Genomic DNA, 14,685 nt, shown 5'->3' with positions numbered 1-14,685 from the left:
CCACCCGCTCGAGAGTGGCTGCCCTTGCGGCGCGAGCCCGGCTCAGGGCAGTGTAGCTCTTCCTTAGAGCATTCGGTGACGCACGTGGTCAGGTCGCCTTTGCCCGATTTGTACCTGTGCACAAAGTCCGCGCTGTCTCGGAGTCATCGCTAATGTCTGCCATCGCAATGATGTTGCTCCTGTCGGTCCAGCAACTCGCGGAACCCTTCGAAACTCCGTGGAACCGGGCCATACCCACAGTCGTGGAGCAGCCCGCGGACGCCCGCCTTTCGGTCCCCGCCGGATTTTCGGTCAACGTGTTCGCAGACGGGCTGATCAATCCGCGGCACATGGCGCTCGCTCCCAACGGCGATGTGTTCGTGGCCGAGAGTCGCGCCGGTGAGGTTGTGCTGCTTCGCGATGCTGACGGCGACGGCGTGGCAGAAATGCGGGAGACTTTTGCCACCGGTCTTGAGCGACCGTTTGGGTTGGCATTCCGTGGCGGGTTCTTATACGTCGGAAACAACGATGCTGTGGTGCGTTTCGCATACGTGCCTGGACAGCTTCAGGCGAGTGGCGCTGCGGAACACATTGTCGACCTTCCCGTCAGCAGCGACGCGCTCGATGTCGACACGGCCGAGCGGCTGGGTATCGACGTCAGCCGCACACGCGGATTCAACCATTGGACCCGCAACCTGACATTCGGCCCGGACGACGAGAAGATGTACGTCTCCGTTGGCTCTGCGACGAACGCCATGCCTGGGAACGATCCTCGTCGGGCCGCGATCAGCGAGTACGAGCCGGATGGGTCAGGGCACCGCGTCTTTGCGGGAGGGCTCCGCAACGCCGTGCCCCTGGTGTTCTACCCAGGAACACACACGCTGTGGACCGCGGTCCATGAGCGCGACCACCTGGGTGACGAGCTCGCCCCGGACTACGTGACGTCGGTGGTGGACGGCGGGTTCTACGGCTGGCCGTACGCCTACATCGGTCCCAACCCCGAGCCCATCCTGAACGGAGCGCGCCCCGATTTGGTCGAGAAGACCATCACCCCCGACGTGCTCCTCGCCGCCCACGCCGCCCCCATGGGGATGATTTTCTACACCGGGGACCAGTTTCCCGAGGCGTACCGAAACAGCGCGTTCGTTGCGCTGCACGGGTCGATCAATCGCCTTGACTTGGTTGGCTATTCGCTCGTTGAGATCCCCTTCGTGGACGGAAAGCCATCCGGGCCTCCGCGGGACTTCCTGACCGGATTCATCGTACGGGATGACGATGTGAAGGAGGTATGGGGTCGTCCAGTGGACGTGCTCCAGGCCACAGACGGCTCATTGCTCGTCTCGGATGACGCGGGCAAACGCATCTTCCGCATCTCGTTCAACGGCACACGCCAGGACACTCATGAATCGCCGTGACGCGATCCGTGCCGGGGTGGCGGCCGCGGCGGGCTTGGGCACCGGAGCGACATCGATCCTAGCGGCGACCCCGGGTCCGCTTTTGTCGGGCGCGCTCGGACGGGTTGGACAACAAGCGCCAGAAGTGCTTGTGCGGGGCGGTAAGGTCGTCAACGCCGACGGCAGCCGGTTCGCCGATGTCCGCATTGTCGGCGAGCGGATCACCGAGATTGGGCTGGATCTAGCCGCGGGCCCTGACGCGCGAGTGGTCGAAGCCCGTGGCCACCTCGTGATGCCTGGCGGGATTGACCCGCATGCGCACCTGCAGGGCAGCTTTGTCGACGATCTCACGACCGGGACGTCGGCCGCCCTCGCGGGCGGGATCACAACCGTCGGCACATTTGCGTACGCCCAAGACGGCGAGAACGTCGTCCAAGCGATGGACCGATGGTTGGCCGAAGTTCCGAAGCTTGCGGTTGGCGACGTCTTTTTTCACGCAGCGAGTTGGCCCCCAACGCCTGAATTTGCTGCGCTCATGCCGGAACTGGCTGCCCGAGGCCAGCCCAGTCACAAGATCTTCCTGACGCGAGTTGACTTCGGAGAACAGCGCCGCGCGGTGATCGATGTACTCAACGCCGCACGTGACGCGGGCGTGGTGACCCTCATGCATTGCGAGGACGGCGTAATCTTGAGCGCGACCCTCGACCGCTTGCGATCTGAGGGGCGCACGTCGCTCGACTACTACGCGGAAAGTCGGCCTGAACTGGCCGAGATCGCCGCGACCCAAGACGCCGTGGCCCTGTGCGCGCTGACGGGCGCGCCGATGCACTTCGTGCACCTCTCCTCTGCTCGGTCGTTGGACGCCGCACGCAACCCGGGCTTTGGCCCGCTGCCCATCAGCATCGAGACGCGCCCTCTCTACCTGTATTTCACAGACGAGTGGCTCCGTGGGCCGGACGGACCTCTGTTCATCGGTCAGCCGCCGCTGCGGTCTGCAGTAGATGTTGAGGCGATGTGGCAGGGGCTCAGGGACGGACGCATCAACATGGTGGCCACGGATCACGCGCCCTGGACGCGTGAGCAGAAGCTGGATCCCGAGCTGAATGTCGGGCGGCTGCGCCCCGGCGTAAGCGATCTGCGCTTCGTACGGCCGGTCCTCTACTCTGAGGGGGTGGGCAAAGGGCGCCTGACGGCAGAGCGCTATGTCGAAGTCACTTCGACCGCCGCCGCACGTGCGTTCGGCCTGTACCCCGATCGCGGCGTGATCCGCGAAGGGGCTTTCGGCGACATCATGATCCTCGATCCCGAGCTTACCCACGTGGTGGACGCTGGGGACGATCCGTCCAACTCTGACTACACGCCGTTCCAGGGCTGGGCCCTAACGGGGTGGCCAGTGATGACAATCCGTCGCGGCGAAGTGGTCTACGAAGATGGCCGCGTCACCGCCCAACCCGGCAGCGGTCGACCTGCCTTTCGTTCCCCGGCACCTACGGGTACCCCATGATTCTGCACGCCCGTACCCTGATCGTTGCGTTTGCCGCACTCGTTGTGCCCGTTGCTGCCGCGCCTCCTGCTGTCGCACAGATCCCCAGCCAGGCGCCCGATTCAACGGATGTGTATCACTCCGCGCGACACGATTTTCGGGTTGTTGTTGTGACCGAGGATCTCGAGTTCCCGTGGTCGATGGCCTGGCTGCCCACAGGAGAAATGCTGGTCGTAGAGCGACCGGGCCGACTGCGTATCCTTCGTGATGGTGTGCTCGATCCGGACCCAATCGAGGGCTTTCCAGCCGTGTACCGGCCGCGAGGGCAAGGAGGGTTCATGGACATCCTCCCGCACCCGGACTTTGCCCAAAATCGCTTGCTTTACCTGAGCTATGGCAAGCCGAACGCCGATGGGTCCGAAGGTGCCACCGCCATTGTGCGGGGCCGGCTCGACGGGAATCGCGTCGTTGACGTCCAGGAAATCTTCGTCGCTGACGCCTGGCATGGGAACAACAACCACTTCTCCGGTCGACTGACGTTCGACACGGAAGGCTACCTGTATCTTGCCGTAGGAGACCGTCAGGCCGACCCCAATTTGCTCACGAGTCACCCCTCTCAGGATCCCTCGAACCACGGTGGCACCCTTGTTCGCCTGCATGACGACGGCCGGGTGCCTGACGACAACCCGTTCATAGGACACCCCTCCGCACGTCCCGAGGTTTGGAGCTACGGGCACCGCAATATTCAGGGCCTCGCGACCGATCCGCGCACCGGCGCGATCTGGTCGAACGAGCATGGGCCCCGGGGCGGAGACGAGCTCAACCGAATCCTACCTGGCCGGAACTACGGCTGGCCCGTCGTCACGCACGGGGTCAACTACGATGGCACGGTCATCACACGCGACACTCACCTCGACTCGATGGAGGACCCGCTTTACCTGTGGACCCCGTCGATAGGGGTATCCGGCCTGATGATCTACTCAGGTGACGCGTTCCCATGGTGGCAAGGAAACGCGTTTCTAGCGGGAATGATTGGGGAGCGCCTCGTTCGGATCACATTCGCGGACGACGACGTTGTGAGTGAGGAAATGCTCCTTCACCAACAGTTCGGCCGAGTCCGCGACGTGCGCCAAGGACCGGACGGATTCATCTACCTGGCTCTTGAGAACCGAGAGAGCCAGCCCATGTCCATCGTTCGGCTGGAGCCCGTCGTCGGGGAAGTAAAGCCACCGGGACGCTAACACGGCTCCCGTTCGCGGACGCTACCGTCCGAGCACGTAGTCGCTCTTCGCCGGACTGACGCCCCCGTACATCACGCCGGTCACGGGATCGATCATCACCATCTTCACGGCGCCCGCTCCGGACGTGGCCTGCCGATACGGCTGCTGCAGTGGCACAACCTCAACGCGGTGTCCCCGGGCAGCCAGTTCGTCACTCACTGCGTCGCCCAGCACGGCCGGCATCGTCAACATGCCGCGCACAGGATTCGGATACATCGACGCACCGAAGGCCGAACTGGTTACGGTCGCTGCCTCAACCGCCTGCTGGACGTTTGCGTCGAACAGGGCAACGGCCAGAAACGACTGCAGCATTGCCTGCGGCTGGTTGTCGCCGCCCGGCGTATTCCAGGCCAGGAACGGCTTGCCGTCTTTCATGGCCAGAGCCGGGTTGATCGTGTGCCGCGTGCGTTTTCCCTGCGCCAAGACGTTGAGGTCGTTGTCGTCCGTGGAGTAGTAGGGCATGCGGTTGTTTAGCACGATCCCTGTGCCCGGCACGTACATCCCGCTACCGAAACTTCCGTTCACACTGTGGGTCACCGAGACGAGGTTGCCGTATTGGTCCGCAATCGAGAAGGAAGAGGTCTCACCTGACTCGGGGAGGCTTTCGGTCTGCTCGATGGGGTAGGTCCCGGACTCGTATTGAATCGTCCTGTCGGCCAGGACCGCCATCCCTGCCCTGGGGTCACCGGGCGCAGGCGCGACCATGGCTCGGTCCATCCGGATCAACGCGCGCCGGGCAGCAGCATAGTCCTTGGAGAGCAGTTCCTGCGTTGGCACATCTATGAAGCGGGGGTCCGCGACCCACTGGTTCCGGTCCGCGAAAGCCAGCTTCAATGCCTCCGTGACAACGTGGATGTAGTCAGCCGAGTTGTGCCCCATTCCGCGAAGGTCGAAGCCTTCCAAGATGTTCAGGGCCATCAGCATCACGATGCCCTGGGAGTTCGGGGCACTCTGGTAGACTTCCAGACCCTCGAATTCAGTCATGATGGGATCGCTCAATTCCGGCTCGAAGGCAGCCAGATCCGCGTAGCGTAGCCGTCCCCCCATCTCTTCGTAGAAGTCGCTGAATGCGTTCGCGAGCTCGCCTCGGTAGAAGACGTCCGCGCCGCCCTCGGCGATCAGCTCCATGGAGGCCGCCAGGTCCTCCTGCACAAACACATCTCCTCGGTCGAGGGCACGGCCTTCCGGCATCAGAATGCCAACCGACGACGGGTAGGGCGCGGTCTTCTCGACGTTGTTTTGGTGGTAGGTCGATGACCAAAAGTCGAGCGGGTGCCCTTCTCGAGCCGCACGAATCGCCGGTGCAAGAACACGGGCGTACGACTGCGTGCCGAACGTTTTCAGTGCAAGGTCGAACCCTCCAACGGCACCCGGTACGTCGGTGGCGTCCGGTCCAGCGTCAGGGATTCCACCCAGCTCGCGAAAATACTCAGACGTGGCAAGGGCCGGTGCGCCCCCGGTGCCGTTGATGAACACCACGCGGTCCTGATCCGCCACGTAGGCGACGATGAACGCGTCCCCACCCATCCCGGCTTGGTGCTGTTCGACAACCGTGGTCATGTAAAAGACGGCCGTGGCCGCGTCGAACGCGTTCCCGCCGCCCTCCAGGACCTCCCATCCGGCCATCACCTCAAGTGGGTGCTCCGCCGCCACCATTCCGTAGGTCCCCATTACAACCGGCCTCCAGACCGGAGCGTCAGCCGGTGCCTGTGCGGCTGCCGGAGATGATGTAATCGCGATCGTTAGAAGAGCGAGAACGAAGCGCATGAGATCCCGGGGGCTTGAGGCGTGAGGACGGATGATTGTAGCGTCCGAAAGGGCGCTCGGGCCAGACAGGTGGAAAGCGTGCGTTTTGGGATCACGTTGTTTTGACTCGGGACCCGCTAGATCACTCTAGTGCGCGTCGCTCACCCCGCGCGCATGGTCGAAGAGGTAGTCGCCAGCGAGGTTCGCCAGTGCACGCATCCCGACCGGAAGCGCCTGTTCGTCGGGGTAGAACAGGGGCGAGTGGAGGCGCGGCTCCTCTCGGTCGAGGTGGGCGGCGAATCCGTGCGCTACATACGTGTGGTGGCCGCCAACCGGGCGATTCTGCCCGATTGGCATGTCGGTGCAGGCGATACCGGTTGGATCTTCGTGGACGAGATTGTGGTCGAGGGCGCCTGAGGCTCGGCGCTGACTACCGCCGGAACCGGTTCACCTCCCCCTCGATCGCCTCTCCACGCAGCATCACCCGATCGAAAAATTCCTCCGTCGCACCGAACGCGTGCAGCCAGCGATCGTACACCAGTGAGTCGTGCACGTCGTCCGGAAAGACGATCAACTCGAACGGCACGTCTTGGGCCCGAAGAGCTTGTACCAGCCCGACAGTCTGCTGGAACGGCACATTCCGGTCGTCGTCTCCGTGCATGAGCAGTACGGGTGACGTCCAGGTCTCCACGGCAGAGATCGCTGACGAAGTGTATGTGAGCGACTCCGGACTGATCGATTCACCCCTGAGATGCACCCCGGCGAGATCGACACCCGCCTTGAAGACGTCAGAATTCCTCGCCAGCCCCTGGGCCGTCAGGATGCCCCCGTACGACAGGCCCCACACACCGAGCTTGTCGGTGTCGACGTCCGGACGGCTCTGGAGATACTGCCCGGCCGCGAGCACGTCCTGGTACTCCGTGTTGCCTTCGCCGCCACGGCCGGGTGCATTCCGGAAGTCCCGACCGTAACCGATCCCGCTCCGGTAGTTCACCGACATGACGATGTAGCCCTTGTTCGCGAAGTACTGATTCATCGCGTAGGACATGTGGTAGAAGTGCATGTAGTGGTAGCCGAGCAGCATCTGCCGACGGGACCCACCGTGAATGAACAGCAGGGCAGGTCGCTTCTCTCCTGGCTCCAGATCCTCTGGCACCCAGACCTGGTTGTAGAACTCGAAACCATCTTCTGCTGTGAGCGTGACGGCCTCAGGCTCGATGTGCTGCTCGAGCGGATACTCGTCCGGAAGGCTCGTGATGTACTCTGGCGACCCGCCATCCGTGGGGACGAGAGCAACGCCCAACGACCGTGCACCATCTCCGGCGAGCGTGGCGATGTGGCTTTCAGAGGCGAGCACCGCTGGATACGTCTCGATCGTCGCTCCGCGGCTCAGCTGAGTGGCGCGGCCTCCCGACGTGCTGACCTTCCACAAATGTCTGCGATCGATGTCGTCGACGTTCGTCGCGTAGTAGAGCGTCGCGCCGTCTGGGGACAGCGAGATGTGCTCCGCGATTCCGTCGCCAGGAGTGAGAAGGACCGCTTCGTCAGGGTGCTCGGTAGAGACCGAGTAGTAGTGCCGCCACCCGTCGGGTTCTGCCTGGAAGAGGATGCTCTCGTCTGCCCAGATGATCTCACGCACTTCACCGTGAAGTTCGTCTTCGGGGGCGTTGTGCCAGATTTCTCCGCCGTGGCCGCCATCCCCTGAAGCGACCCAGATAGACCAGTCGTATCCGCCGGCGAAGCGTGCGGTCAGGAGTCCGTCCGGGAGTTCTGCTTCGGTGGCTTCACCCGGATCCGCGTGGCTCCCGAAGGGGAGACCCGGGCGGCGTATGAAGGCGATGCGCTGACCGTCCGGTGACCACGTTGGGCTCGAGTCCCGATCCACCCCGGGCGCCAGATAGGTGATACCAGGGTTTTCGGTGTCGTAGATGCCGATGTAGCTGTGGTCTCCCCGAACACTGACAAATGCGAGCTTCTTCGAGTCTGGTGACCACACCGGATCCCGATTGTCGCCGAAGACGCTGAAGAGCGGCGGGGCGGCGTCCACGGTCCCGGAGTCGTTCGTGCCTGGATTCACCGCGGCGCGGTAGATTGCACCGTCCTTGTCGTAGGCCACCCACTTCCCGTCTGGGGACAGCGCGAGGTTCCAGGCTTCGACGACTCGCCAAGGCTCGCCGCCCTTCGTGCTCGCCGCCCAGATGGCCCTCTCGGTACCACGGGGGTCGCTCAGCACATTAGCGATCCAACCTTCTCTGTTCGGCGTGTGCCCGCGGATGAACGCGATCACGGACCCGTCGTCCGAGATCTGCGCCTCGGCCATGTCGTGCCCGTCGTCGTCCATGAAGTTGGTGAGGCGAACAGGCGCGAAGTCCGGTGCCGCGGCCGTGTACAGGTTGCGCATACCACGCTCGAACTCGACCCAGGCGATGCGGTCTGCGGCCTTGGCTGAGACCAAACTCAAGGGGAAGCCAGGGCTCAGAATGTCATCGATCGAATATGACTGAGCGTGTGTCGGTGCCGGGATAGCCAGCATGACGAGCCCGACGACGCAGGAGCTCACCAAGTAGCGGACGCGGGGACCGACCAGGGCAAACGGCATAACGACCTCGACCTTGAAGAAGCAGTCACCTCAACAGGTGAGGCGACTAAGGTCAGGGTGGGGCGTTCGCTGCGAACCGGCAATGCGGGCCCGCGGGGGACATCACTCCCTAGAACGGCAGCCCGTCGTCGTCGTCATTCGTTTCCGGGGGCTCCGGGAACGGCTCATTCGACTGCACCGGCGGTCCCGATTGCCCACCACCACCAGACTCACGCTCGACCTTCCACGCCTTGATGTCCGTGTACCAACGGCTGTTGTACTCACGGCTCGCGATGTCGATGTGCGCCGTCAGCTTCTCGTTCTCCGAGATGCCGAACTTGTCGATGTTGTCACCCCACATGACGATGCAGATCTGCTTGGGGTAGTTGCCGTCCGTCTCGAGAATGAACTCCTGCTTGCGCCAGGTGCCGTTCTTTCCCTCGCCAGATGCCTCTTCGAGGATCTGAGTGACGGTGCCGTTGATCTTGAGGTCCATGGGGGTCTGCGTGCTGGTGTTGGTGTGATGACGGGCCGGAAAGTAAGGGAGGGCAGGAGGATGAGGGAAGGCTCTGGACATGGTCCTTGCCTCAGGCCCACATGCTGACCGATCATGGGAGCACGATGACCGACCTGCCGACCGCACCGACGCCCGAACTGCTCGCCTTCCAAAAGGCGCTCGCAGGCCGCGGTCGCGGCGCTCGAGTCGATCCGGTTGGGGCTCCTCTATATGCAGGCTGGCACCGGAACGGTGGAGAGCCTGACGATGGAATTGAAGGCGGCCAAGGGGCTGGCGGGTGACATGGAGAATCTGCTGGAAGGTCACCGTGAGGTTGAGCGGATCTTGGACGAACGCCGAAAGACAGGCGTATTCGAGCTCGTGACAACCGCGCACGGCGAGCGGTGATGGCGACCTAGGGCCACGTGCGCCAAATTGGCCTCCTGTATCCCGCACAGGAGGCCAACATGGTCCGCCGTTTCGCTCCGAGACATTTCGTCGTATTTGCCGCAGTTGCCGCGGCGTCCTTCGTCCTTCCGTCGGCAGCCTCAGCGCAGTCGGTCGCCGACCATCCACGCGTCCAAGAGGCCACCCGCCTGCTCGAGACGTGGATTCAGGCGCAACGGGACTACGAACGAATTCCTGGGGCTTCCGTGGCCGTCGTGCACGACCAAGAACTCGTTTACGCCGGCGGCTTCGGGTACGCACATGTCGAAGCAGAGGAGCCAGCGACCCCGAGCACGATGTACTCGATCTGCTCGATCTCGAAGCTCTTTACCGCGACGAGCATCATGCAGCTGCGCGACGAAGGCGCACTGACCATCCGGGACGACGTGGGTGACCACCTCGAGTGGTTCGATCTCGAGCAGCAATTCCCAGGGCTAGGACCGGTCACGATCGAGGGGGTGCTCACGCACTCGTCCGGACTGCCTCGCGAGGCGGACGCCCCATACTGGAGCGGGCCCGACTTCCCGTTCCCCACGCACGATGCAATCGTGGAGGGTCTCTCCAACCAGGAGATGCTCTACCCGGCTCGGACCCACTACCAGTACTCCAACCTTGGCCTGACGCTCGCTGGGGAAATTGTGATGGCGAAGTCGGGCATGTCTTGGGGCGACTATGTGAAGGGGCACATCCTGGAGCCGCTCGGTATGACGAATACGACCACCGAGCATCTGGACGAACTCCGCGGGAAGCAGCTAGCGACCGGCTATTCGCCCATTCAGCGCGACGGGACCCGAGGCTTGGTGCCGCCCTATCAGGTCCGGGGCATTGGGCCGGCCGCCGGGATGCTCTCCACGGTGGAGGACCTCGCGAAGTTCGCGATGTGGCAGTTCCGGGTCCTCGACGGCACGAGTGAGGAGGTCTTGGACAGGAACACGCTGCGCGAGATGCAACGTGTTCATTGGCTCGAGCCGGATGGGACCAGCAGCTACGGGCTCGGTTTCTCGGTCTCGAAGCGCGACGGGAAGACCTATGTGGGCCACGGCGGCTCGTGCCCGGGCTACGAGAGCAACCTCAACATCCGCCCCCAGGACAAGATCGCGACGACGTTCATGACGAATGGTCGCCGGGTGAGCGCGAGCAGCTTCTCACGCATGGCGTACGACATCATGGCGCCGGCGATTCTGGCCGCTGTTGCGGACGGAGGTGCCCCTGCCGCGGAAGAGGACCATGAGATGACGGATGAGATGAGTCAGCGCATGGCCGCGATGAGTGCGGACGAAATGGGCGCACATCATCTGCAGATGCATGGCCCGGATCTCGAGACCCTAACCGGCCTATACTCACGCCCATTGGGCACCGAGAGCATGGTGACGACCTGGAACGGTCAGCTCGTGGTGATCGGCCTGCCGACGACCAATCCGCTCAACGCGATGACCAAACTGAAGCACATCGAAGGAAACTCGTTCCGACGCGTACGTTCCGATGGGGATCTCGGTGAGGAGTACCTCTTCGAAGAGGGGCCCGACGGTGCCATGACCTACTGGGTGCACAACAACCCGCGCGTTCGTTCCTCGCGCCTTCCGAGATAACGATGAAGCACTTGTTTGCCAGGAGTGTCCTTACGGCGCTCGCATGCGGCATCCTCGCCTCACCGGCCGCTGCACAGCTCGATTCGGCACGCTTTGTCTTCTCCACAGATGAGAAGCTCGACGCCACGGCGACGCCCGCGTACGAAGGCAGTCACGACGCCATTTATGCGTATATCGATGAGAACTTTGAGGCGCATCTGGCGAATCTCCAGCGCTGGCTGAGACAGCGCTCCGTAAGCGCGCAGAACGATGGCATTACGGAGATGGCCGAGATGCTCCGGTCGGATCTCGAAGCGCTTGGTTTCGCAGAGACCGCGGTGGTCCCGACGGATGGTCATCCCGGCGTGTGGGGCTACTACGACGCGGGCGCTGAGCGGACGCTCATGGTCTACCTGATGTATGACGTCCAGCCGGTGAATGAAGAAGACTGGGAGTCGCCGCCATTCGATGCCGAGGTCATCGAATCCGGCCTCGGCGAGATCCTCATGGCACGAGGTGCGACGAATCAGAAAGGGCCGGAACGGGCGTTTCTCAACGCCATCGAGTCGATCATCGCGGTAGAAGGCACGCTTCCCGTGAACCTGATGGTACTCGCCGAAGGTGAAGAAGAGCTCGGCTCTCCGCACTACTACCAACTGGTGGATCAGTTCGAGGATCGGCTCAAGACGGCAGACGGTGCGTTCTTCCCGTTCAACTCTCAGGGCCCCACGGGCGGAGCCGGCATGAGCCTCGGCGTGAAAGGGATCCTGTACACAGAGATCGAAGCGGTTGGCAACGCAGGCGGCGGTCCGATACAGGCTGAGATCCACGGGTCGTACAAAGCCATCGTGGACTCTCCGCCTTGGCGGCTTGTTCAGGCGCTCTCGTCCCTGGTGTCTGAAGACGGCAACACGATTCTCGTCCCCGGCTACTACGACGACGTGCGCCCTCCCACGGGCGAAGAGCAGCGCCTCATCAATGCGATGGCGGACACGTGGAATGACGAGGCTCAACAGGACGCATTAGGCGTCGAGCAGTGGATCGACGGCATCACGGGCCGCGATGCGATCATGCGTTATCTGTACCACCCGACACTCAACATCGATGGAATTTGGGGCGGATACACCGGGGAGGGTGTGAAGACCATTCTGCCGCACATGGCCACTGCGAAGGTCGATTCACGGCTGCCGTACGGACTCGACCCGGACACCGCGCTCGCACGGATCCGCCGGCACCTAGATGCGGAGGGCTTCGAAGACATCGTGGTCCGAAAGTTGTCCGGGTATCCGGCTGCTCAAACCAGCGTAGAGGCTCCCATCGTTCAAGCCGCGATTGGAGTGTTCAACAAGTACAGCCACACGCCACAGGTCTCGCCGCGGCTGGCCGGGAGCGCACCGTTCTATCAGTTCACAGAGCGACTGGGTCTGCCCCTAGTGTTTGCCGGGTTCGGTCATGGCTCCGGCGCTCATGCGCCGAACGAGTACATGGTCGTGACCCCGGCGGAGGGGTCGTCCATTGCTGGACTTCGCGAGATCGAGCGCGCGTACGTCGATCTGATGTTCGCCTTGGCGTCTCAGCGGCCGATTACCCAGTAGGACGGGGAGGCCATCCATGGCAAAGCGTAAGCCGAAGAGTCAGCGGCCAGGACGAGCGGGCGCCGCAGCTTCAGACCCGCCGGCGCTCACGGGCATCGCGTTATTGCTCAGCGAGTACCCCGCGGACAAGCTCGACCTCCATGGAATGACCGCGGCTCAGGCGGAGCCACGTGTCATGGCGTTCATGAAGCGACAGAGCCATACGGCGAGCGGCAGGGTGGTTCACATCATCACGGGTAAGGGCAACCGGTCCGAGGGCGCTCCGGTGCTGCCTGGTTTGGTCCGCGACCTGCTGGATGACGACTTGACCCGCCTTGTTCGTGAGGTCGCGGGGCTGCCAGGGGGTGGTGGCGTGGCCGTGAGGCTGCGCTGAAGGGTCGCTAGGCTGCGCCACTTCTGCTCGCTTCGTAGCTTGTGGGATCTCTACCGAACACGACTGCAGGAGCTTAGCTATGATCACGGTCCGTACACGCTGGATGCCACCAGGCATCCTCTCTGCGCTTTGCCTTTCGTTCGCGCTCGCGGCGCCCGCCAGCGCTCAGCTCGAAAAGGTCCAAGCCAACCCCAACCCGACTGAAACCAAGATGTTCGGCGACCTAGCGGAGGGACCCTACGAACGCCTGGTCCTCCGCAACGTCATGGTGATCCCGGGGCACGGCGGCCCCGCGAGCGGCCCGTACGACATCCTCGTCACGGGTAACGTGATCGCGGAGATGACCCAGCACGATCGCAACAACCCGGAGCGCATGCAGGGCGACCGCATCATTGAAGGCGACGGGCTCTTTGTGATGCCGGGTATGCTCAACCTGCATCTGCACCTGCGGGGTGAGGAGCTACCGCTCGACTACATCTACTATATGCAGCTCGCGACGGGCGTGACCTCCATCGGGCCGGCTGAAGAAGACCGGGTGCAAGACCAACTGCAGGCTGAGCGAGGCAACGAGATCCTGTCGCCCCGGCTGTTTCCGATCTACGGGTGGGGCAGTAAGACGGACTACTCGGCTGAGGACTTGGCCGACCCCGAGATGGCACCTCAGATCGCTCGCGACATGATCGCGGCCGGCGTGCGGCAGGTGTACCTGAACCAGCTCACCTGGAACCCCACGATGTTCGGGGCGGCCGCGCAGGCGATCGAGGCCGCGGGTGGGATCACCGCGGTTCACATCCAACCGTCCAGCACATCGCAGGTGAACGCTCTGGATGCTGCCCGGCTCGGCGTGACCATGATCGTGCACCACTACGGGTATGCTGAGTCCGCGCTCAACCGCGGCGTCCAGAATTATCCAGTGGACTACAACTTCCTCGACGAGAACAAACGATTCCGCGAGGCCGCCCAGGTCTGGATCGAGGCGGGTGAAAACGAAGAGACCCGGCATCGACTGTTGAACACGGTGGTGGATTCGCTGGTGTACTACGGCGTGACCATGCAGCCGAACCGGGCTACCTACGAGGCCAACCGCGACATCCTTCGCGCCCAGAGCCTGCCGTGGCACGAGAAGTACACGCACCAGGCGCTGTGGGACTGGCACCTACCGAATGCGGATAACCACGCGTCCTTCCAGTACAACTGGACGTCGATGGACGAATACCGTTGGCACTACATGTACGACCTGTGGGGCGACATGATCTACGAGTTCAACAAGCGTGGCGGGCGCGTCGCGTACGGCACAGACGACAACTACCAGTGGTCGACGGGGGGCTTCGGCAACATCCGAGAGCTCCAGCTCGTGCTCGAATCTGGGATGCATCCGCTCGAGGTACTTCAGAGCGCGACGTTCAACTCGGCCCAGACGATTCTGGAGCCCAAGCTGGGCATGGTTCAGGTGGGCTACATCGCCGACCTGCTCGTAGTCGATGGTTCTCCGGCCGAGAACTTCCGCTACCTGTACCCGTTCGGCGCGATCAACATGAACGAGGCCAGGGAGATGTACCGGACGCAGGGCATCATCCACACGATCAAAGACGGTGTGGTGATCGAAAACGACAAGCTGATGGAAGAGGTTGCGCGCATCGTGGCGGAGTCCAAGCGCGGAGTCGGGCCGGACATCGTGACCAAGCCGTTCATCGTGGGGCCGACGGCCAGGCGGCCGATTGGATCAGGGGGACGCTGACGCTCGAT

At 63.1% G+C, this 14,685-nt stretch carries 12 protein-coding genes; 9 read left to right on the top strand and 3 right to left on the bottom strand.

The window, feature by feature from the left end; genetic code table 11:
• The first annotated feature begins 152 nt into the window (after positions 1-152).
• From P8L30_13695 to P8L30_13685, 3 genes are read left to right on the top strand one after another with little or no spacing between them, the layout of a single operon-like run.
• Positions 153-1,394, top strand: a complete 1,242-nt coding sequence (locus P8L30_13695; protein ID MDG2241251.1) for a sorbosone dehydrogenase family protein — start codon at positions 153-155, stop codon at positions 1,392-1,394.
• Positions 1,381-2,877, top strand: coding sequence for an amidohydrolase family protein (locus P8L30_13690; GenBank protein MDG2241250.1), 1,497 nt, complete (start codon positions 1,381-1,383; stop codon positions 2,875-2,877). The genes P8L30_13695 and P8L30_13690 overlap by 14 nt, the downstream gene beginning before the upstream one ends.
• Positions 2,874-4,097, top strand: a complete 1,224-nt coding sequence (locus P8L30_13685) for a PQQ-dependent sugar dehydrogenase (protein MDG2241249.1) — start codon at positions 2,874-2,876, stop codon at positions 4,095-4,097. Before P8L30_13690 ends, P8L30_13685 begins: the two co-directional genes overlap by 4 nt.
• A 21-nt stretch (positions 4,098-4,118) precedes the next feature.
• Here the strand turns inward: P8L30_13685 and ggt are convergent, their stop codons facing one another.
• Positions 4,119-5,903 (bottom strand): gamma-glutamyltransferase, encoded by a 1,785-nt coding sequence (gene ggt, locus P8L30_13680; GenBank protein ID MDG2241248.1) that lies wholly within the window; start codon positions 5,901-5,903, stop codon positions 4,119-4,121.
• Positions 5,904-6,032: 129 nt separating this feature from the next.
• Between ggt and P8L30_13675 the strand changes: the two genes are divergently transcribed.
• Positions 6,033-6,299: a hypothetical protein gene (locus tag P8L30_13675; protein ID MDG2241247.1), complete on the top strand. Its 267-nt coding sequence runs from the start codon at positions 6,033-6,035 to the stop codon at positions 6,297-6,299.
• A gap of 13 nt (positions 6,300-6,312) precedes the next feature.
• Here the strand turns inward: P8L30_13675 and P8L30_13670 are convergent, their stop codons facing one another.
• Both P8L30_13670 and P8L30_13665 read right to left on the bottom strand, forming a co-directional pair.
• A complete protein-coding gene (locus P8L30_13670) occupies positions 6,313-8,481 on the bottom strand; it encodes a prolyl oligopeptidase family serine peptidase (protein MDG2241246.1) in 2,169 nt (722 codons plus the stop codon).
• A 109-nt stretch (positions 8,482-8,590) separates the two neighbouring features.
• Positions 8,591-9,037, bottom strand: coding sequence for a DUF3127 domain-containing protein (locus tag P8L30_13665; protein ID MDG2241245.1), 447 nt, complete (start codon positions 9,035-9,037; stop codon positions 8,591-8,593).
• A gap of 186 nt (positions 9,038-9,223) precedes the next feature.
• On the opposite strand from P8L30_13665, the gene P8L30_13660 reads away from it, so the two are divergent.
• From P8L30_13660 to P8L30_13640, 5 genes are all read left to right on the top strand, one after another.
• On the top strand, positions 9,224-9,364 hold the full coding sequence (locus tag P8L30_13660; protein MDG2241244.1) for a hypothetical protein: 141 nt from the start codon (positions 9,224-9,226) through the stop codon (positions 9,362-9,364).
• Between the two features lie 59 nt (positions 9,365-9,423).
• On the top strand, positions 9,424-10,992 hold the full coding sequence (locus P8L30_13655) for a serine hydrolase (protein ID MDG2241243.1): 1,569 nt from the start codon (positions 9,424-9,426) through the stop codon (positions 10,990-10,992).
• Between the two features lie 2 nt (positions 10,993-10,994).
• Complete coding sequence (locus tag P8L30_13650) at positions 10,995-12,566, top strand: M20/M25/M40 family metallo-hydrolase (GenBank protein MDG2241242.1); 1,572 nt, start codon at positions 10,995-10,997, stop codon at positions 12,564-12,566.
• Between the two features lie 16 nt (positions 12,567-12,582).
• Positions 12,583-12,939, top strand: a complete 357-nt coding sequence (locus tag P8L30_13645; protein ID MDG2241241.1) for a Smr/MutS family protein — start codon at positions 12,583-12,585, stop codon at positions 12,937-12,939.
• Positions 12,940-13,018: 79 nt separating this feature from the next.
• Positions 13,019-14,677 carry an amidohydrolase family protein gene (locus P8L30_13640; GenBank protein MDG2241240.1) on the top strand — a complete coding sequence of 553 codons (1,659 nt, stop codon included), beginning with the start codon at positions 13,019-13,021 and terminating at the stop codon, positions 14,675-14,677.
• The last annotated feature ends 8 nt before the right edge of the window (positions 14,678-14,685 follow it).

This window comes from Longimicrobiales bacterium (genome assembly GCA_029245345.1).
GTDB lineage: Bacteria > Gemmatimonadota > Gemmatimonadetes > Longimicrobiales > Gaopeijiaceae > CALFPJ01.
Note: the sequence above shows the minus strand (reverse complement) of the source record. Positions and strands in the feature narration are given on the sequence as shown.